General features: G+C 68.2%; 17 protein-coding genes and 1 riboswitch. Of the genes, 3 read left to right on the forward strand and 14 right to left on the reverse strand.

Going from position 1 to position 18,629, the window contains the following annotated elements; genetic code table 11:
• Window positions 1-40: 40 nt before the first annotated feature.
• The 5 genes from ACFO6V_RS09355 to ACFO6V_RS09375 form a co-directional block, all read right to left on the reverse strand.
• On the reverse strand, window positions 41-676 hold the full coding sequence (locus tag ACFO6V_RS09355) for a response regulator transcription factor (RefSeq protein ID WP_377134520.1): 636 nt from the start codon (window positions 674-676) through the stop codon (window positions 41-43).
• Entirely contained in the window at window positions 661-1,956 is a 1,296-nt protein-coding gene (locus ACFO6V_RS09360; RefSeq protein ID WP_377134522.1) for a sensor histidine kinase, read from the reverse strand. The genes ACFO6V_RS09355 and ACFO6V_RS09360 overlap by 16 nt, the downstream gene beginning before the upstream one ends.
• A 40-nt stretch (window positions 1,957-1,996) precedes the next feature.
• Window positions 1,997-4,534 carry an FtsX-like permease family protein gene (locus ACFO6V_RS09365; RefSeq protein WP_377134524.1) on the reverse strand — a complete coding sequence of 846 codons (2,538 nt, stop codon included), beginning with the start codon at window positions 4,532-4,534 and terminating at the stop codon, window positions 1,997-1,999.
• On the reverse strand, window positions 4,531-5,325 hold the full coding sequence (locus tag ACFO6V_RS09370) for an ABC transporter ATP-binding protein (RefSeq protein WP_377134526.1): 795 nt from the start codon (window positions 5,323-5,325) through the stop codon (window positions 4,531-4,533). Before ACFO6V_RS09370 ends, ACFO6V_RS09365 begins: the two co-directional genes overlap by 4 nt.
• 94 nt (window positions 5,326-5,419) lie before the next feature.
• Window positions 5,420-6,709, reverse strand: coding sequence for a glycosyltransferase (locus ACFO6V_RS09375; RefSeq protein ID WP_377134528.1), 1,290 nt, complete (start codon window positions 6,707-6,709; stop codon window positions 5,420-5,422).
• Window positions 6,710-6,998: 289 nt separating this feature from the next.
• On the opposite strand from ACFO6V_RS09375, the gene ACFO6V_RS09380 reads away from it, so the two are divergent.
• A complete protein-coding gene (locus ACFO6V_RS09380; RefSeq protein WP_377135196.1) occupies window positions 6,999-7,286 on the forward strand; it encodes a LysR family transcriptional regulator in 288 nt (95 codons plus the stop codon).
• A 231-nt stretch (window positions 7,287-7,517) separates the two neighbouring features.
• Here ACFO6V_RS09380 and ACFO6V_RS09385 read toward each other — a convergent pair whose 3' ends face one another.
• Complete coding sequence (locus ACFO6V_RS09385; protein ID WP_377134530.1) at window positions 7,518-9,320, reverse strand: prolyl oligopeptidase family serine peptidase; 1,803 nt, start codon at window positions 9,318-9,320, stop codon at window positions 7,518-7,520.
• Window positions 9,321-9,598: 278 nt separating this feature from the next.
• Entirely contained in the window at window positions 9,599-12,172 is a 2,574-nt protein-coding gene (gene lanKC, locus ACFO6V_RS09390; RefSeq protein WP_377134532.1) for a class III lanthionine synthetase LanKC, read from the reverse strand.
• Window positions 12,173-12,292: 120 nt separating this feature from the next.
• On the opposite strand from lanKC, the gene ACFO6V_RS09395 reads away from it, so the two are divergent.
• Window positions 12,293-12,433 carry a hypothetical protein gene (locus ACFO6V_RS09395; RefSeq protein WP_377134534.1) on the forward strand — a complete coding sequence of 47 codons (141 nt, stop codon included), beginning with the start codon at window positions 12,293-12,295 and terminating at the stop codon, window positions 12,431-12,433.
• Window positions 12,434-12,495: 62 nt separating this feature from the next.
• Here the strand turns inward: ACFO6V_RS09395 and ACFO6V_RS09400 are convergent, their stop codons facing one another.
• The 4 genes from ACFO6V_RS09400 to ACFO6V_RS09415 are packed head-to-tail and all read right to left on the reverse strand — an operon-like array spanning window position 12,496 to window position 15,484.
• A complete protein-coding gene (locus tag ACFO6V_RS09400; protein WP_377134536.1) occupies window positions 12,496-13,590 on the reverse strand; it encodes a hypothetical protein in 1,095 nt (364 codons plus the stop codon).
• Complete coding sequence (locus tag ACFO6V_RS09405; RefSeq protein ID WP_377134539.1) at window positions 13,587-14,216, reverse strand: maleylpyruvate isomerase family mycothiol-dependent enzyme; 630 nt, start codon at window positions 14,214-14,216, stop codon at window positions 13,587-13,589. Before ACFO6V_RS09405 ends, ACFO6V_RS09400 begins: the two co-directional genes overlap by 4 nt.
• Complete coding sequence (locus tag ACFO6V_RS09410) at window positions 14,185-15,123, reverse strand: alpha/beta fold hydrolase (protein WP_377134541.1); 939 nt, start codon at window positions 15,121-15,123, stop codon at window positions 14,185-14,187. The genes ACFO6V_RS09405 and ACFO6V_RS09410 overlap by 32 nt, the downstream gene beginning before the upstream one ends.
• Before the next feature lie 46 nt (window positions 15,124-15,169).
• Complete coding sequence (locus tag ACFO6V_RS09415; RefSeq protein ID WP_377134543.1) at window positions 15,170-15,484, reverse strand: DMT family transporter; 315 nt, start codon at window positions 15,482-15,484, stop codon at window positions 15,170-15,172.
• Window positions 15,485-15,495: 11 nt separating this feature from the next.
• A riboswitch (guanidine-III (ykkC-III) riboswitch) is annotated at window positions 15,496-15,559 on the reverse strand.
• Window positions 15,560-15,636: 77 nt separating this feature from the next.
• Here ACFO6V_RS09415 and ACFO6V_RS09420 point away from each other — a divergent pair.
• Window positions 15,637-16,287 (forward strand): DUF1345 domain-containing protein, encoded by a 651-nt coding sequence (locus ACFO6V_RS09420; protein ID WP_377134545.1) that lies wholly within the window; start codon window positions 15,637-15,639, stop codon window positions 16,285-16,287.
• Here ACFO6V_RS09420 and ACFO6V_RS09425 read toward each other — a convergent pair.
• The 3 genes from ACFO6V_RS09425 to ACFO6V_RS09435 all read right to left on the reverse strand — a co-directional run bounded on the left by ACFO6V_RS09425 (window position 16,221) and on the right by ACFO6V_RS09435 (window position 18,595).
• Window positions 16,221-17,378, reverse strand: a complete 1,158-nt coding sequence (locus ACFO6V_RS09425; RefSeq protein ID WP_377134547.1) for an NAD(P)-binding domain-containing protein — start codon at window positions 17,376-17,378, stop codon at window positions 16,221-16,223. The genes ACFO6V_RS09420 and ACFO6V_RS09425 overlap by 67 nt on opposite strands.
• Before the next feature lie 72 nt (window positions 17,379-17,450).
• On the reverse strand, window positions 17,451-17,996 hold the full coding sequence (locus ACFO6V_RS09430; RefSeq protein ID WP_377134549.1) for a TetR/AcrR family transcriptional regulator: 546 nt from the start codon (window positions 17,994-17,996) through the stop codon (window positions 17,451-17,453).
• A gap of 17 nt (window positions 17,997-18,013) precedes the next feature.
• Entirely contained in the window at window positions 18,014-18,595 is a 582-nt protein-coding gene (locus ACFO6V_RS09435) for a sugar O-acetyltransferase (RefSeq protein ID WP_377134551.1), read from the reverse strand.
• Window positions 18,596-18,629: the final 34 nt, after the last annotated feature.

Consider the following 18,629-nt stretch of genomic DNA (forward strand, 5'->3'; position numbering starts at 1 on the left):
CTGTCCCCTGACCAGAACTGTCAGGTCTTGGAAGCACGGGCTACTGCCGGAGATAGGTGAGAACTGCCTGTACTCGCTTGTGCGTGGTGTCGTCTGCACTGAGCTCCAGCTTGGCGAAGATACGGTTGATGTGCTTGGCGACGGCCGCTTCGGTGATGACCAGCGCGACGGCGATCGCGGAGTTCGTCCTGCCTTCGGCCATGAGGGCAAGCACCTCCGTCTCGCGCGGCGTCAGCTCCTCGAGGCCGGACCGACGCCGAAGGAGCTGGCGGACGACGAGGGGGTCGATCACCTCACCACCGGCGACGATGGTGTCGAGAGTGCGGAGGAAGTCGGCGACGTCGCCGACTCGGTCCTTGAGCAGGTACCCGATCCCGCCTGCATCCGTGGTGAACAGGTCCGCTGCCGCCCGGCCGGAGACGATCTGTGACAGTACGAGAATGCGTTCGGAAGGGTTCACGACCCGCAGCGCTCGCGCTGCCTGAATACCCTCGTCGGTGTGGGTCGGCGGCATGCGCACGTCAATGATCGTGAGGTCGGGGCAGTGCGCGTCCACCGCTTCGAGGAGAGCCCGACCGTCAGCCACCGCAGCGACGACCTCGTGGCCCGCGGTCGCGAGGAGCCTGGCCAGTCCCTCCCTGAGGAGGACCGCATCTTCCGCTATGACGATGCGCACGAGACCTCCAGGGTGACGCGGGTGGGGCCGCCGGCAGGGCTGTCTATGGTCACGTTCCCTCCCAGGGTCTCGATGCGGTCGACGATGCCGACGAGGCCGGTGCCGTCGAGGCGGGCGCCGCCGCGCCCGTCGTCGTGCACGGTGACGAGAACGGTGCCCTCCGTTGTCTGCCGCGCCGACAGCCGGACCGTCTCGGCCCGCGCGTGCCTCGCGACATTGGTGAACAGCTCGCTCACCGCAAAGTACAGGCCGACCTCGACGTCTACGGGAAGATCGGCCGGAAGGTCGATGTCCGCCGTCGCTTTCAGCCCGGCAGTCTCAGCACGTGCCGCGAGGTCCTCTAGAGCGTCGGCGAGGTCGTGCTCCCTCAGTGCCGCGGGATAGATCCCGTGCACGATGTCTCGGAGCTCCTCGATCGACCGTCGCGCATCGGCGTGCGCCTGCTCGATGAGCGGCGTGACGTCGTCTCCGCGGTCGTACTGATAGCGCAGGGTGCCGAGGGTCATGATGAGCGCGGTCAGCTGTTGCTGGGCGCCGTCGTGCAGGTCCCGTTCGATTCGTCGTCGCTCGTCGTCGAAAGCGGTCGTCAGCCGCGCGCGAGAGCGGGTGAGGTCCTTCAGCTGCTCCGCGATCTCGGTGGTCGGTTCGCTGACGAGCAGGCGCGTCAGGTATCGCTGGCCCTCGGCAACGAGCGTGACGAGATACAGGCCGAAAGCCAGGATCAGCAGTCCCAGCGCGCCGAATCCGACATGGGTGAGGGGATCATCGCTGATGGTCGACGTCGGCAGGTCCGACAGCGCGGTGACGGCGGTGGGATCGATGCCGAGCGCGAAGATCACGAACAGCGCGCCGCTGCTGGCGATGATCATGGCGGGCATGACCAAGACGACCCAGACGACGGCCAGGCCGAGCAACGACATCGGGACCATGAGCACGCCGTGCAGCAGCTCGGTCCAGGTCGCGCGTTCCTTGATCCGCAACCGTATCCAGGCGGGCAGCCCGGACCAGGCTTCGTGCCGGTGGGGACTCGGCACACGCCCGCGGTCCACCCAGCGCAGGCGCCACCGTTCGGCATGACCGAGAGGCACCCCCGCCAGTGCCAAAAGTGGCCAGCACGTCAGCACCCACATCACGGCGATGGCCGGGGTCGTCGCGACGTAGGCAAGCGATCGCCAGGGCCACGACGTCGCCAGGAGGCGCACCGGATGACGGCGCAGCGCCGCAGCCGGAGTCGAGGCTCTGGCGCGCGCCGGAGAATCGGTTGGCATCGGGAGTCTCACGCCGTCCATCTTCGCGTGCTCGTCCGGGTGGGGACGAGCGTCACCATGCGCGGACTCCCGCGAGCGGAGCAGCCGTCATTGCGGTCCGGATAGGCGCGAGGGTTCCGATCAGAGCGGCCAGATAGGCGCAGCCCACTATCACCAGGTAGGTAGGTCCCACGAAGGGCAGCCAGACCGTATCGGTCAGCAGGTATCCGTAGCCGGTCATCGTGGCCGCCGCGATGGCGGTTCCGGCGATGACCGCGGTCGTCCCGATCACGAGGCCCTCGATCAGGAGCGATCCGGTGATCTGCCGGCGCCGCGCTCCGGCGAGCCGGAGCAGGGCGAACTCCCGTCTGCGCGACATCGTGGACGCGACCAGCACGTTGATCGCGGAGACGCCGGCGTAGCCGCCGAGAATGACGACCACCATGAGGATGATCCAGTTGTCGCCGGAGGCCTGCGCCGCCACCTGTGCAAGATGCTGTTCGCGATCCGTGGCCTGAGCGCCCGGGGCCACCGCGGAGAGAGCTTCGTTGATCGCCGTCACGACCTCGCCCGTGTCGGAGCCGGGCTCCAGGGCGACGTACACCGCGGAGGCGAACGGCTCCAGGACGTGCGGGGTCAACGCGTCCAGCGGCAACAGCGTGTCACTGACGCCCATGGGATCCACATAGGTCGTGCTGAGAACGGCGTCGCCCGGCGTCCCGTCCGGGTACAGGAACGTCACGGTGTCACCGATGCGCCAACCTTTGTCCTCCGCGATGATCTGAGACACGGCGATGCTGCCTGCTGTGAAGTCCGACCAGGCCCCCGCCGTGACCTCGTAGTCGAACACCTCATCAAACCCGGTGGGGTCCACGCCGGTGACGGTCCCGTTGGAGCGCATCGTCGGGGGGTCGTCGAAGACCAGCTGCGAGGACATGCTGCTGGACGCTGCCGCGACGCCCGGTACGCCGTCGAGTGCGTCGGCGGCGCTGAGCGGCACGCCGAGCTGAACTCCACCCATCACGACGACGTCGGCGGTCACCTGGTCGGCGTACACATGGGACCGCGCCTGGTAGTTCGCGCTGTCCTGGAAGAGCAGCACCGCACTGACCGCGACGAGCAGGGTCAACGGGACGGAGACCCCTGCGGCCCGGCGCAGATCGGAGCGGATCGACCGCTCTGCGACGAAGCCCCCGAACCACCGGCGCAACAGCGCACCCAAGGGCGCCAGCACTCCACGCAGCAGGGTGGGTCCCAGGAGAACCGCAGCCCCGATCAGCAGCGGGAACGCCGTGAGGACGAGCATCAGGGCGACCGTGCCGCCCAGCGTCATCACGGGGCCGCCCAGAACGAAGGCTCCCGCGAGGCAGGCCACGGCTGTCCCCAGCAGCACCCCACCGAACACCGCCCTGCCTCGCCCTGCGCTGCTCATGGGTAGGTCGGACTCGCGGAGCGCCTCCAGCGGTGCGATGCGCGTTGCGCGGCGCGCAGGAAGCCAGGCCGCCACCAGCGCGGCCAGCACCGCGGCACCGACGCCGGCCACCAAGGGGAGCGGCTCCACGGACACGACCGCCCCACGGGCCATCAGCCCCTGTGCGACGAAGAACCCGCGCGCCAGCTCCGCGAGCGCGATACCGACGACCGCGCCGACAGCGCCGCCGAAGGCACCGACGATGACTGCTTCCCAGGTGACCATGCGCCGGATCAGCCCCGGCCTGGTACCGACGATCAGCAGCATCGCCAGCTCGCGTCGGCGCTGCCCGATGGAGACGGTGAGTGTGCTGGAGATGACGAACACGGCAATCGTCAAGGACAGGAACGCGATCACCATCACGAACTGGCTGGACCCACCAGCGAGCTCGGCCTGACGCAGGTCGAGCTGCAGGCTGCCCGCACGATCCCCGCCGGTGAAGACCTGGAGGCCAGGGGCAGCGTGACGCAGCCCCTCGGCGTCGGTCGTGGAGACCAGCGCTGCGACGGGAGCGCCGCCGAACCGTGCCACTGCCTCGTCCGTGAAGAACAAGGCGTGCTCGAACTGCTCTCCCGGACGGCGCACGATGCCACTCACCGTGAACTCTTCGGTGCTTGCAGCCAGCACCACGGGGACGCTGCTGCCGACGCTGACTCCGGCGGACGTCGCCACGGACTCGTCCACCGCCACCTCGCCTGGCCGACTCGGTTCCCGGCCCGCGACGAGCGACGCGCTGTCGGCCACCGCCGTCGACCACGGGTGACCCCACGAACGTGTGAAGGCATCGCCGGTCACCGTGCCGTCGGGCGCGACCAGATAGGCAGGGAACGGCGACTCGAGCGTGACCGCGGTGACCCCGGGTGCGCGGCGGATGTCTTCGATCTCCTGGGGGCTCAGTCGTGGCATGGACGGCAGGTCGAGCCCGAGGCCGCTGTTGAGCCGGACGCTCGCGGGCGGCTTGACGACAGCGTCGACACCGTCGAACCGCCAGCTCGTCACGCTCGCCGCGCCTTGCTGTTCCTGCGAACCGGCAACCAGCAACCCTGCCGTCACCAGTGACGAGCCCACGACGATCGAGAGCAGGGCGGCGAGAATAGCGAGCTTTCGTGCCTTCAGACTGCGCCAGGCGAGAGTGATCATGCCGCAGACCCCCGGGGGGCCAGGCGCGCCAGCACGCCGTCGGCCGACGGGTCCTGGAGCTCGCCGTCCACTCGGCCGTCCCGAAGGAACACGACTCGGTCGGTGCCCGCGGCAGCGACGGGATCGTGCGTCACCATCACCACTGTCTGACCGAACCGCTCGACCGCCAGACGCAGGAAGCTCAACACCTCACCGCTGGCGTGGGAGTCCAGGTTGCCCGTGGGTTCGTCGGCGAGGACGACCGCCGGACGGTGTGCCAGCGCACGGGCGATCGCCACACGCTGCTGTTGTCCGCCAGACAGCTCGCTCGGCCGGTGCTTCAGGCGATCACCGAGCCCCAGTACCTGCACCAGGAGAGACATCCACTCCCGCTGGATCCGAGGTCCACCGATGCGCTCGCTCAGGGTGATGTTCTCCTCGGCGGTCAGAGTCGGGATCAGGTTGAACGCCTGGAAGACGAACCCGAGCCGGTCGCGTCGCAACGTCGTCAGCTGCGCGTCCGAGACACTCGCGAGGTCGGTTCCGTCCACGAACACCGAGCCCGAGGTCGGACGCTCAAGACCCGCCAGGCAGTGCAGCAAGGTCGACTTGCCCGAACCCGACGGCCCCATGATCGAGGTGAACCGACCCGTCTCGAACTCGACGGAGACCCGGTCCAGCGCGGTGACCAGCGCCGGGTCGTGACCGAACGTGCGGGTGATCTCGACCGTGCGCACGACGGGCGACTGCCCGGTGCTCGACGAAGGGCCGGACGATGCCGGTGGAATCGATGGCGATGAGGGGAACGACATGGGTTCATCCCACGCCACGCGTGCGACGAGGTCGATGGCGCTGGCAACAGTCTCGGTGGTAACGCTGGCACTACCGCACCACCACTGTTCGCACCTAGCTACTGTGCGCGACGACCCATTCCTCGAGGTCTCGTACCGCCCCGTCCACGCCGTCTTCTCGGCGCATCGAGAGCGCGCCGGCCGCGACCGAGCGGGCGATGCCGGCGCTGTTGAGCACCTCGGAGAGCGCACGCCCGAGTGCTTCAGCAGTCAGCTCCCGCATCATGATCGGCGCGGGTGCAACCCCTAGCTCCGCAAGGCTCTTGGCCCACATCAGCTGTTCACCGTGGATGGGCAGCGTGACCTGCGGAACACCTGCACGCACTGCATGGTGCGAGACACCAGCGCCACCAGCATGGACGACAGCCGTCGCTCGTGGAAACAGCCACGAGAAGGGCACGTTGTCGATGACGCGGACCAGATCGGAACCAGCGGTGACGAACTCACTCGTTCCGCTGACGACGAGAAGGTGGACCTGAAGGGCTTCGGCGACCTCACGAATGATCTCGTCAGTTCCCGCCTCGTCGCTCGGCCTCAGACTCCCCAGGGTCACCACGATGGGGCTTGCCGACGCCAGGTACTCGCCGAGGCCGTCGTCATCTCGATATCGCCCCTCCTCCGCGAACCAGAATCCGCGTGTCGAGACCGATCCTCCCCACTCGTCGGCCGGTCGAACGAGCGTAGGGCTGAACGCATGGAGGATCTTCTTCGAGGACGAGGGACTGTCCCGGAAGTTCCAGTAGCCACGCCTTTCCCCAAGACCCAGGCGCTCGGACCGCCAGCTCCGGAGCTGGCGTCGGAACACGGCAGGCGGAGCGATGAGGTTCGCGACGGAGTGACTCATCCTGTTCAGCGCGCGACTGGTGAAGCGCGACCCTGCGAGCAACATGCTCGGGTACCGCCCGGATGGCGCGTAGTTCGGGTACAGCGTCGCAAGAACCGTCGGGACTTCCAGCCACTCTCCGATCTGATGAGTTGCCTCCGCGAGGCCCTGCGCATGAACGACTACCTCGACCGGGCCCGATTCCTCTGCGATTCGAGCGATGTCCGACAGGATCTGCCCGTACTCGTCCACGCTCTCCTGCATGAGGGCTTCGGCAATCCTTCTGTGCTCGCTGCGGGTCAGCGAACCCTCGAACATCTTCCTCACCTCAGGACTGGAGATCCTCTGCAGAGCCTCGTCGGAGACCCCCGTTGCCGACACCCCCATCCCAGCGACCCACGCCACGAGCGACCGCGGCACCGCGACGACCGCGTCACCACCGTCTCGCAAGATCGCTTGAGCCAGGGCGACGGCCGGCTCGACGTCCCCACGCGTTCCATAGGCGTAGATGAGTGCTTTCACAGTGACCTCCGGATGACGCCGGTGCGATGGCGAGCAGCTTCCGAGCGTCAGGTCACGCCCGCAGCTCATGGCACCCGCTCCACGAGGAACCCGCCGGAGCGACTGCGCAGCGGAGCACCAGGAGACGGGCAGCGCAAGCCTTCCTCCGACCAGACCTTCGAACAAGATCTTCTTGCGCACCTTGCAAGACGGCAGGGCATTTAGAGGCTTGTGTCCGTTTGAGGATTTATGTTGAGGTGACCGTGGCTCGATCGACCCCAGATCGAAGGGATACAACTCCTTGGAACTCTTGCATCTACCTCTGCTCGCAGTGATCGCCCGGCAAGGCAGCATGGCGGCCGCAGCACGGAAACTCCGAATGCACGAGAGCAAGCTGAGCCGACACATCAAGACACTCGAGCGCGAAACCGGCCTCGTACTCGTCGTCCGCCGACCAGCGATCGGCGCCGATCCGCTCACGGAAGACGGCAAGCAACTACTCACGTTCGCGCACGCCTACGCCATCGCGAGACAACAGGCACGAGCCAAGGCGAACGAACTGACGACACGCCGGACTGACGGAATCGCACGGACCTAGGAATCTGATCCCCGACCAGCGCATGCGGCCTGGCGTGCGTCACGATCGGCGGACGAAGGAGAGGGGCAAGCCCCCCCGTCGAGGGTTCGCGAGGCCCTTGACACCAGGTGCTCGATCGACCGAAGGGGCCTCCGGGTGAGCACGAAGCCATCAAGGGCGAGCGCGTCGACACCCGGAGGGGCCCTTCAGTCGCGACGCTCATGTCCAACGGACCGGCTTGAGCTCCTGCCCTCAACCGAGCGCGTCGACAAGCCATCCGATCGCGAGACAGTTCGCGGCTCGCGCCTCAGGTCCGTCGGACGGGCCCGAGTGAGCATGGGCGCCTACCTGAACCACAGGCGCTGGCCAGCTCTGACCCTGAACCGAAGTCATGACGTCCAACCACGCCTCGATGCTCCACAACGGCGTCCGGAAGTCACTGGATCCGGCCCGGATCCAGAATTTCGGGAGGTCGGTCCTCTCCATCTGCTCCGCAAACGCCAAAGGCGAGACAGAGGGCACCCAGCCATCACCGGAGACCGGGTTACCGAACTCCTCCCAATCAGTAGCCGCGAGCGGAGCATCCTCGTCCGCAAGTATCAGTTCTGGGGTCAAGAACGGATGAACCAGCTCGGCCGCGGCAAACAGGTCCGGTCTTCGCAGCACCGCGGACGTCGCGACCAACGCGCCGGCACTCGAAGCCAAGCACCCGATCCGGCGGTCATCCACATCAGGCCGGTCGGCCAAGTACTCCACGCAGGCCAGGTAGTCGTCTATCGAACGAGACTTCCAGCGACCCTTCGCCGCAGAATGCCAGTCTGAGCCCCATTCCCCTCCGCCACGAACATGGCACAGTGCAACACCGATCCCCGACTCGATCAGAAGAGCGATCAAGGGGTCGAACATACTGTCCAGAGGTATCCCGTAGCAGCCGTAGACCATTGCCAGGACAGGCCTCGGCCGATCACCGTCTGCAGGTGCCGAGCGAAACAACGTGATCGGAATATCAGTCCCGTCGCGACCGCCTGCCCATAGACGTCCCGCGTCCACGTCAGGCCGCGGTGTCGGTGCAACGTCCCAGCTGCCGTCGTCCGCGCCGATACACATCTCAAGGGGATGAATCGGAGAAGAAACTCCGAGGTGGAGACGGCGACCATCGACACGAGCCGGCTGGATCACACCGCCGTACGGCGCGACCCACAGTGCAGCAACACCCCACGCGGGGCACCACACGGCCGCCCGTCCGTCCATTCTTCCCTCGACGTAGACCAGCCCGTCGACGACACCGACCCGCTCCCCGAAGAACCCTGACGGGAACTCCGTCCGATCCATCCGGCCTCGCTGGCCGACCCGCAGATGCTGCGCCTTCCGGTCCAGGATGGTGAGGTAACCCCCGGTGAGAGCTGCCGCGCACACGGAGTTCTCCTCGCGTGGAACAACAATGGCCACCGAGAAGCCCACAGAGCTGTTCTGGTGCTCCGCAAGAGCGATCTCCGAACATCCGGCGCCACGCGAGAAGACCACTACCTGCCGGCCGTCTGCACTCCCGAGCGAGACCCGAAATCGCGGGTCGTCATCAATGTACAGCTCGCGCAAACCGTCATCTTCCGACCACGCAAGCACTCGGTGCGGCCGGTGGGCGTGGTCCCGCTGCACCCACACGAGGCAATCGCCGCACGAACGAACGGCCGGCGAAACTCTTGCATCCGAGTGGATCAGCCTGCCAAGGCCTTGAGCCACCCTGAATACCAGCAGCTCGTACTCGTCACCGCCGGGATCGCGCAGGCAGACCGCCACGAGACCTTTGTCGTGGAGCGCCAACCACGATGCGACGTTCCCGACGGGACGTCCGGCTACCAGCTCCGCAACGTCTGGTCCCCCACCCTCGCCGACGGCGCGGTACAGGAGTCGCCCATCTTCGATCCACACCGGTGAACGCGTCGCCGGCGCCCGCGTCTCACTCGCCGCATCCGCCGTTCCCAGTTCCGACAACAGCCGATCGGTCACCGAACGCAGGCGGAGCGCCTCGCTGGCGACAGCATCGTCGAAGTTCATACCTGTCATCCCGCGCCACTCCTTTGCGACCGCGACCGCACTACGAGCCTGAGCCTTCTACAGACATGCCCGGAAACGTGCAGTAGTGGTGGTTGCATGTCTCGCACGCAACCACCACTACCATTTGCATGGAGTGCGTCAGCAGTTACTCCAGGTAAACGCACTCGGCCAACCGGGGCACGGCGAGTTCACGCTAAAGGTGCTTACGCGAGCTGCGTCGTTGACCTCCGTCTCGGTGGCCATCGTCTGGAACTCGAGAATCTTATCCATGGGCTCATTCACCTCCTCTCGACATGGACGGTACCCGTTCCAGGGAGGAACGGAATTCCTGACCAGCGACCATCGAGTGCGGCCAGTGCGCCAACGACACCGGCCGTCCCGGTCTGAAAGTCACAGGAAAGCCGTAGGCCTTGATTTCCGCGCGTCAACAGGCCACCGTTCTTTCGAAGCGCGTGAAGCCTGATTCCGCCGATATGCGAATCAATGACATCGCGGTCCCTCGAAGTCCGGTCCTCGTATCTGTTGAGATAAGAGAGGAAGCCGCCCACTCCGGTCGCGAATCCGGCCTGCGCGTACTGGTTGTACGTCGCGGCTCGGTGAATCAGGTCAAGTTCCCGGCCGAACTCGGTCCGACCGGTCGCCTTCGCGAGCTCGCGGATGGCGAGCGCGATCGCAACCGATCCGACGCCGAGGTACGGCAGAGTTCGCCAGGTCTCGTCGAGCTCCATCGTGTTGTTGCTCGTCTCCGAGCACCGGGCCAGGTCGAGCTTGATGGCTTCACGGGCGAGGTCGAGGAACTCAGACCGTCGTTCGTGCCGCTGATAGGCCTGCCCCCAGAAGAGTGCTGGACCGCTCCAGCCGTACAACAGCCCTGCGGAGTCCGCACCCGCCTCTGCCTCTTCGATCAGCTTCTTCAGAGCCTCGGCCGCTTCTTCGGCATCATCTGCCGTCCGGTCCGCGTCTGACAGCGCGTGGAGCCCGACACCGGCCCACCCGGACCAATATGAATGGTCGGCGGGAGCGTCCACCTCCACGCTACGGACCTCCGGCAGCAGATCGGTGATGCCCGCCTCGCGAAGTCCGAACTCGATCCCTTCACGACCCGCGAACCCGCGCGACCTGATCGAACCAAGACGCTCTCGAATCCATGCTTTCGATCGACTGACGAGATCATCATCCAATGGCTGGCCGCTGACGTTCAGAGCGGCGAGGACGCCGACCAGCCCGTATGGAAATCCGATCCTTGCCTGGTCGCCATCGACTCCATATACGGCGATATCAGCCGGCACCACCGGGCCGTCGTGATCGAAGGAGATGTTTGCCGATACCCCGTCAGCGAATGCTCTCATCAGTTCTTGGACGGAGAGCGAGTCCGGATCGGGCAACGGAGTGGACTCGTATCCGATGACACGGACGGTCTTGGCGCGAACCGCGTCCGTCGTCGCCCGCGGCACAGAAAACACCGTCTCGCCGTGGCGCAGTATCTCCTCGATCTTGTAGTGGTTGGACTGATCGGCGACCGTCGCCTGTGGAAGGATGAGGTCCAGCTCCATCATTCCTAGTGACCACCGGTCAGCCTCGGCTCCACCCAGCCCTGGTGCCGGCTCGTACCCAGGTGCCCCTTGATTGCTTCGCCAGTCATCATCCATCGGATGTGCGAACTCGAAATCGATGAACACGGGATGGACGCCGTCGCGCATTATCACGTTCTTTGGATGGATGTCACCCAGGAGCCAGCCTCGATCGTGGAAAACCGATACGGCTCGATCGAGCTCGGAGACAGTTGTCGAGAGCCATTCCAGGTACCCCTTCTGGGAGAGTTCCCACGGATGGGGCTTCAGCACCGGCGTCCGTAGCATCCACGTGCGCTTGAGGTCGTGCCCGGGAATATGCTCCATCACGGCATAGTGGTGCTCCCAGGCCTGGAACGTTCCGAAGTACCTCGGGGCGTAGCCGGTATCCTGCAGGTCATTCAGCACCTCGGCCTCATGAGCGAGCCTCTCGACAGCATCGACGCCGTCCAGGTCGATTCCTGCGTGCGGTCTCGCCTCTTTGAGGACCACTGTCGTCCCTGCGGGGACAAATTCGTCCGTGATGGCTTCCGCCACATAGACCCCGCCCCCGTTCGAGAAGTGGAGAGCCTCCACCATGCGAAACGGGAAGTCGTTCTCGTCCGCCATTCCGCTGTTCTTGTGCAGGAAGTCCGGCGTGTCGATCCAGTCGGGAATGATGAATGTCGGTCTGCGAACGTCTTCGACCTCAAGCCCGTCCGGCGTGATCAATGTCGTCGCGAACTTGGAGCCGCTTGCGGGAGGCACGAATGCCCCGTAGCGATAGTAGATCGGCGCCCGGCCCCAACGGCGGTCGGAGAGGATGTATGGCCCTTCCTCGTTGCCCAGCAGCTCTTCCAGCGACTCCAAAGCAGTCCGGAAGTGGTCGATGGTGGGCGGGTACACGGTGACGAACTTGCCGGCCGAGCCCCGATCCGCGTACTTGGCATTCTGCCCATCGAACTCCGCCTCGGTCGACAGATATTTGAAGGGCATCTTGTTGGCAAAGCAGTAGTCGGCCGCGAGGCGAAGCACCTCCCGTGACCGCCCACGCGTGGAAGAGAGGTGGATCTTCCAGCCCTGCCGCGGTAGCGATACCGAGGGGTGTGAGCACATCGTCCACGGGCTGCCACGCCTCACCGTCCAGTCAGACGGGAACTCGACCCTCTGATCAAGGCGCGGGGACAGGGCCGAAGTCTGAGAAGGTTCGTAGAATTCGCTACCAGGTTGGCAGTAGCGGAGATACTCCAAATCAATCGGCACGGACCACGCCCTTCGTGCGAAGCTATCAAAGAAACCCACTCTGACAACGGAGATCTGGTCGTGACGACCACATCCCCACCATTCGCGCTCTGGTACTACTCAAGCAGCCCTCGCAGGGTTTAGGAACCGGTTCTTGCGGAATCGGCAAGAAGTCGTCAGATGATTGCAATCATCGCCGCGCAAGCCTGGGCGGTCCGTGATTTATCATTCATTGTCTGCGTGGCGGCCCGACCGTTCGGACGGCACGTGGCGGCGGACAGCTGGTGCCGATTTATGGCGCGCAAAGGCGCGCAGCGCTGACCGCCGATACGGCGTGGACCCGGCCCCCGGCGCAAGCGGGACGATCGGGCGCAGTCACACGATCAGGCCCCGGGCACCCAGTCCTGGTCGGCGCGTACCCACACCGCGCCGTCCTCCCCTGGCCGGGCATCGTCGGAGAGCCAGTAGGTCTCGTCGGGGTTCCATCCGGCGATGACGCTCGCGATGTCGTCCTCGACCGGGACGGCGGTCCCGGCCGCGGCGAGGTACGCGGCGGCGGTGAGGTGGACGGCGTCGTGGTCGACGGCGACCGCGGACCAGTCGGGCAGCAGCCAGCGCCCGTAGCGCCCGGTGGTGCTGTACCAGTCGTGCCGCTTCTGCTCGGTCACCTCCAGCGGGTACGCGCGGCACAGCGCCGCCCACGCGCCGGGGCCGTCGATCTCGTAGACGCGAGCGCCTGCCGGCGTCGCTACGCGGTGCGTGACGGCGCGCTCCCAGCTCATGGCGTCCTCGACCAGCCAGACGCCGACGGGTCCGAACCTGTCGAGGCTCCTGGTGGTCCGGAGGAGGTCCGACGGCGGGGTCGACCACCACTCGCCGCTCCACGACGCCTCCGGGTCGGCGAGCCGGTACGCCCGGGCCCGCGCCTCCTGGACCGCGATGTCGGAGCGCCACCGGGCCAGCCGGTCGGCCGCGCGCGGCGCCTGCTCCCTCTGGCCGCCCTCCCAGGTGACCGCGTGCTGGTCGGCGCGGTCGAGAGGCGCGCTCCACCAGTCGATGCCGGTCACGGATGCGGCGACGTGCCGGGCCATGCGCCCCAGGGCGGCCCGCACCACCGGCATGGCTGCGAGGACGTCGCTGCCGTCGGGCTCCTGCCAGTAGCGGGCGTTGGCCACCGCGTCGGCGAGCACACGCAGTGCCGCACCCTGGTCGACGTCGGCGAGGCGGGACGTCTCCAGCAGGGTCGCCACGGACTCGGCGGTCGCGGTCGGCGGCATCTCGTGCGGGCCGGGGCCGGAGAACGACACGACCATCTGCCCCTGGCCAGGGTCGAGGGCGTGGGCCGCCGACATCACCGCCAGCGCGAGCGGCGTATCGGTCGTGAAGCGGTCCGCGGGGAACGCCTCGGCGGCCAGCGCGAGCTCCAGCAGGAACCGGCGCCCGCGCCATCCGCTCAGCAGCGCCTCCGGTGTGATCACCGGACGCCGGCCGTTCTCCGGGACAGCACCGGCACGCCGTCGCCGCTCAGATCGTCGAGCACCGCGGGCCGGCCCGCCATCGCCATGACGAGGGAGAGCAGCGGCCCGCCGACCTCCGGGCCGGAACCCGACCGGAAGTCGGCGTCGGTCGCGATGAGGCGCAGACCCTTGACCAGCGACCGGCTGTTGACCGCGAAGTCCTTGGCGGCGAAGAACCGCGCGACGGCGAGGAGTCCTTCGGCGTCCGGCTCGTGCCGGATCCCCAGCGGCCGGCGGATGTCCTCGGCGTGGACGACCAGCTCGCCCAGGCCCGCCGGGCTCTCCCTGCTGGGCAGCCCGATGGGGCCGGTCTCCGCGAAGCGCTCGAGCGTCGCCGCCGGCGTCGCGCCGCGGAACTCCTCTAGGCGGCGCCGGTTGTGCACGTCGGAGTCGAACCGCGCGCCGACGATGCTGCGGATCCAGCCCCAGGTCGAGAGCATCGACGCGGCTCCGAGGTGCGCGACGACGTCCTCCACGTCCCACGTGTCGCACAGGGTCGGCGAGCGCCACTGCTCGGACGTCAACGCGCGCAGGTCGTCGACGAGCGCCGAACGCTCACGGTCCTGGATCTCTGACAGGCTGGTCACGGTGTGACCTTACCGACGTCGCGACAAGTTGCCGGGTCTGCTGCGCGATAGTCGGCCAGGCCACCGGCGGCAGGTCGTGTCCGATGCCGTCGAGGACCACCAGCTTCGCGCCGCGGATCTCGCGCGCCACGGTGCGGGCCGCCGACATCCGGATGAGCGGGTCGTCGGCGCCCTGCAGCACGAGGGTGGGCGCCTTGATCTCGCGCAGCCGTGGGCCCTGCCATCTCGCGTGCAGCTGCCGGCCGATCCCGGCCATGTCCCTCGGCCCGGTCTCCAGCCCGCGCTCTATCCGTTCCAGGGCCGCCGCCTCGTCGCACGGGTTCGCCGGAGAGGCCATCCCCTTGGCGATGGCCAGCGACGCGGCGACGTCGCCCTCGTGGCCCGCCGGATGGCGCTTCGTCACGTTGCGCGCGACGAGCCCGAACCGCAGGTAGCGCAGGGCGCGGTACCCGACGGCGTCGCTCGGCGGGGCGTCGCACGAGACCAGCCCGAGCACCCGGTCAGGATGGCGCAGCGCCACCCGTTGCGCGACGATCCCGCCGAGCGAGTGCCCGAACACCACGGCACGGTCCCAGCCGACGGCGTCGAGCACCGCGACGGCGTCGTCCGCCAGGTCCTCGGCCGTGTAGGCACCCGTCCCGGGGCGCAGCATGCGCCAGTGCCCGTGCCGCACGGTGCCGCTGAACCTGGTGGACGCGCCGGTGTCGCGCTGGTCGTAGCGGACGACGTCGAACCCCTCGTCCGCGAGTGCCCGGCAGAAGCCGTCCGGCCACCAGAAGCGGGAGATCGCGAGGCCCATCATGAGCAGGAGCGGGACGCCCCCGCGCTCCCCGAAGTGGTCGTAGGCGAGCTCGATGTCGCCGCTGCGCACGTACGTGGTCGGCGACCAGGTGTCTGTATCGGTCACCCGAAACATTGTCGTGCGGGATCGACCCGCTCGCCCGAGTTCTTGGTCAGTGCGTCAGCTTGAGCCCGATGACGCAGCCGATCAGGCCGGCGATCAGCAGGACGCGGACGACGGAGACGGGCTCGGCGCCGGTGGCCATGGCCCAGACGACGGTGGTCGCGGCCCCGATACCCACCCAGACCGCGTAGGCGGTCCCGACGGGCAGGTCCCGCAGGGCGAACGCGAGGCCGCCCATGCTGGCGACGAGCGCCACCCCGAAGACGATGCTCGGCCCGACGTTGTGGAACCCGTCGGAACGGCTGAGGGCGGTGGCCCAGACGGCCTCGAGAAGGCCGGAGACGACAAGGACGATCCACGACATGGTGTGCTCCTCAGTTGCCGTCTTTTCGCACACCGGGTACGGCAACCCTCGTCCGGGGACCCTCCGGGTCCTGCTCCGATCCTCGCACACGCCCGGTCGCCGCGGCAGGTCGTCGCACGGTGGTGTGGGCCACCCGCTGGTTGACTGTGCGCATGACGGGGATGCGGCGGGTGAGCCGGGCGCTGGACGGCCCGAACTGGGTGCGGTTCGGCACGGCCCTGCTGGTCGCCGCGCTGGTGGGCTGGCTGCTCTCCCCGGACTCCGTGGCGGCCGCGCTGCTGGGCGGGTGGGCCGGAGCCGGGCTGGTGTTCGTGACCTGGACCGCGCTGGTGATCGTCCCGATGGATCCGGAGGCGACTAGCGAGCACGCGGTGCGGGAGGAGCCCGCGCGGACCGTCGCGCACCTGATAGTGCTGCTCGCGGCCGTGGCCAGCCTGGCCGGCGTGGCGGTGACGCTCGTGGGCGGTGTGCTGGGCAGCGGCGACATCACGATGGCCACGGTGCTCGCCTCGGTGGTGGTCTCCTGGGCCTGCGTGCACACGGTGTTCGCGCTCCGCTACGCCCGCGCCTACTACTCCGCCCCGGCGGGCGGGATCGAATTCCACCAGTCGGAGCCGCCCCGGTACACCGACTTCACCTACCTGGCGATCACCGTGGGCATGAGCTTCGCCGTCTCGGACACGGACCTCGCCTCCTCGGCGATGCGCCGGATCGCCCAGGTCCACGCCCTCCTGGCCTACCTGTTCGGCACGGTCGTGGTCGCGCTGCTCATCAACCTGGTCGCGGGCCTGGCCGGGACCTGAGCCCGGAGCAGCCGCACCACTGCCGCTGCTGCCTCCCGGCCCGCGCGGTTGGCCCCGACCGTCGACTGCGACGGCCCGAAGCCGATGAGGTGCAGCCGCGGCTCGGTCGCCGCCTGCGTGCCGGTCAGCGCGATGCCGCCCAGCTCGCCCAGCAGGCGCAGCGGGTCGAGGTGCGTCAGGTCGGCCTTGAAGCCGGTGGCCCACAGGATGGTGTCCACCGGGGTGAAGGTGTTGTCCGCCTCGCGCACGCCCATGGGCTCTATCGCCTTGAACATCGGCCGGCGCTCCAGGACACCGCGGGCCTTCGCCGCGAGCGCGTACGACGTCCAGCTCAGACCCGTGTACGAGACGACGCTCCCCGTCGGCCGGCCCGCGGCGACGTCGGCCATGACCTTGGCGATGGTCTCGCGGCCCACGGTCTCGGGCTGGAACTCGCGGTCGAGGAAGACGGGCTCCCGGCGGGTGTACCAGCGGGTGGTCGCGACGCGGGAGATCTCCTCCAGGAGCTGGAGCGCGGAGATGCCGCCGCCGACCACCGCCACGCGCTGCCCGGCGAAGTCCTCGGCCCGGACGTAGTCGCGGGTGTGGAGCTGGCGGCCCACGAACGTGTCCTGCCCCGGGTATCGCGGCAGCACGGGGTTGGTCCAGGTTCCCGTCGCGTTGATGACGGCCCGCGCGGTCCAGGAGCCCCTGTCGCTCGTCACGACGAGGTCGCCGTCCGGGTCGTCGTCTGCCCGGTGCACCGCCACCACGTGGACGGGGCGCAGGATCGGGAGCGCGAACGCCTGCTCGTAGCCGGCGAAGTACCGCGGGACGGCGGCGCGGCTGGCCTCCGTCGTGTCGACGGCGGGCTGGGCCAGCCCGGGCAGGTCGAAGATGCCGTTGACGGTGGCCATCCGCAGCGACTCCCAGCGGTGCTGCCAGGCACCGCCCGGCGCGGGGTTCGCGTCCAGCACCACGAAGGTGCGTTCGGCGTCCGGCTGCTCGACGGCACTCACGAAACCCCGGTGCCGCAGGTGGTACGCCGCCGAGAGACCGGCCTGCCCGCCGCCGATCACCACCACGGTCGCCCGGCGCAGTTCGTCGCTCACACCGGGGACAACATCGCTGGTGCACGGATGTTCCCGCGCCGGCCTGTGGCGCTGCCCACGGGTGCGGCGGGCTCAGGCGGGAGTGGTGATCCGCCGCACCGCCTCCGTGACCGTCTCCAGCCGCGGCGCCTCCGTGTCCAGGGCGCGGTGGATGGTCAGCCCCTCGATGAGCGCGTCGAGCATCCGCGCCGTGACCGGGTCGAAGTGCCGCTCCAGCGCCGCCCGGGACTGCGCCATCCACGCGTTGGTCAGCTCGCGGTACGCGGGCTCGTGGGCCGCGAGCGTGTAGAGCTCGTGGGTCAGCACGAGGTCCCGCTGGGTGCCGAACACGTCCCGCGTGATGATCTCGACGACGGCGGCCCGCGCGCTCGCCAGGTCGGTCGCCTGGCTCATCCGCTGCTCGAAGCCGTCGCTGACGCTCCGCGAGAACCGGCCGAACGCCTCGCGCAGCAGCTCGTCCATCCCGGCGAAGTGGTAGGTCATCGACCCGAGCGGCACGTCGGCCGCTGCCGCCACCTTGCGGTGCGAGACCCCCGAGAGCCCCACCTCCGCGATCAGGTCGAGGCAGACGTCGATGATCCGGCTCCTGCGGTCGGGATCGTGGCGGCGCACGGTCATCTCGGCGTCCCGTCCCGTCAGATCTCGCGGACCACGCGGGCGGGGTTCCCGACGGCGACGACGTTCGCCGGCAGGTCCTTGGTGACCACCGCGCCGGCCCCCACCACCGTGTTGTCCCCGATCGTCACGCCGGGGCACACGATGACCCCGCCGCCGAGCCAGACGTTGTCGCCCAGCACGATCGGCAGCGCCGCCTCGAGCTTGTCCCGGCGCGGCCCCGGCTCGACCGGATGGGTCGGCGTGAGGAGCTGGACGCCCGGACCGAGCTGACAGTCCGCGCCGATCGTGATCGTCGCGACGTCCAGGGCCGTCAGGTTGTAGTTGACGAACGTGCGCGGGCCGATGTGGAGGTTCTCGCCGTAGTCGACGAACAGCGGCGGCTTGACGTACGCGTCCTCCCCCAGCGTCCCGAGCAGTTCCACCAGCAGCGACCGGGCACCGGCGTCGTCCGCGACGGAGGCGCGGTGGTAGGCGTCGGCGAGCCGTAGGGCGCGCTGGGCGAGCCGGGCGTTCTCCGGGTCGTCGGCGATGTACAGGTCGCCGGCGAGCATGCGCTCGCGGTTCGTCCGGGGGTCGTCGGCGAAGTAGTCCTGGGCCATGAGCACAGCCTAGCGGGCGATGTGTACGTTCGTA

The sequence above is a fragment of the Promicromonospora alba genome, from assembly GCF_042654905.1.
Taxonomy (GTDB): Bacteria; Actinomycetota; Actinomycetes; order Actinomycetales; family Cellulomonadaceae; genus Promicromonospora; species Promicromonospora alba.

Coding starts and splice junctions, on each gene's coding strand:
- ACFO6V_RS09385 (WP_377134530.1), bottom strand. CDS start 9,320: ATGAACTTCGACGATGCTGTCGCCAGCGAGGCGCTCCGCCTGCGTTCG.
- ACFO6V_RS09395 (WP_377134534.1), top strand. CDS start 12,293: ATGATTGCAATCATCGCCGCGCAAGCCTGGGCGGTCCGTGATTTATCA.
- ACFO6V_RS09415 (WP_377134543.1), bottom strand. CDS start 15,484: ATGTCGTGGATCGTCCTTGTCGTCTCCGGCCTTCTCGAGGCCGTCTGG.
- ACFO6V_RS09370 (WP_377134526.1), bottom strand. CDS start 5,325: ATGTCGTTCCCCTCATCGCCATCGATTCCACCGGCATCGTCCGGCCCT.
- ACFO6V_RS09435 (WP_377134551.1), bottom strand. CDS start 18,595: ATGGCCCAGGACTACTTCGCCGACGACCCCCGGACGAACCGCGAGCGC.
- ACFO6V_RS09430 (WP_377134549.1), bottom strand. CDS start 17,996: ATGACCGTGCGCCGCCACGATCCCGACCGCAGGAGCCGGATCATCGAC.
- ACFO6V_RS09420 (WP_377134545.1), top strand. CDS start 15,637: ATGACGGGGATGCGGCGGGTGAGCCGGGCGCTGGACGGCCCGAACTGG.
- ACFO6V_RS09365 (WP_377134524.1), bottom strand. CDS start 4,534: ATGATCACTCTCGCCTGGCGCAGTCTGAAGGCACGAAAGCTCGCTATT.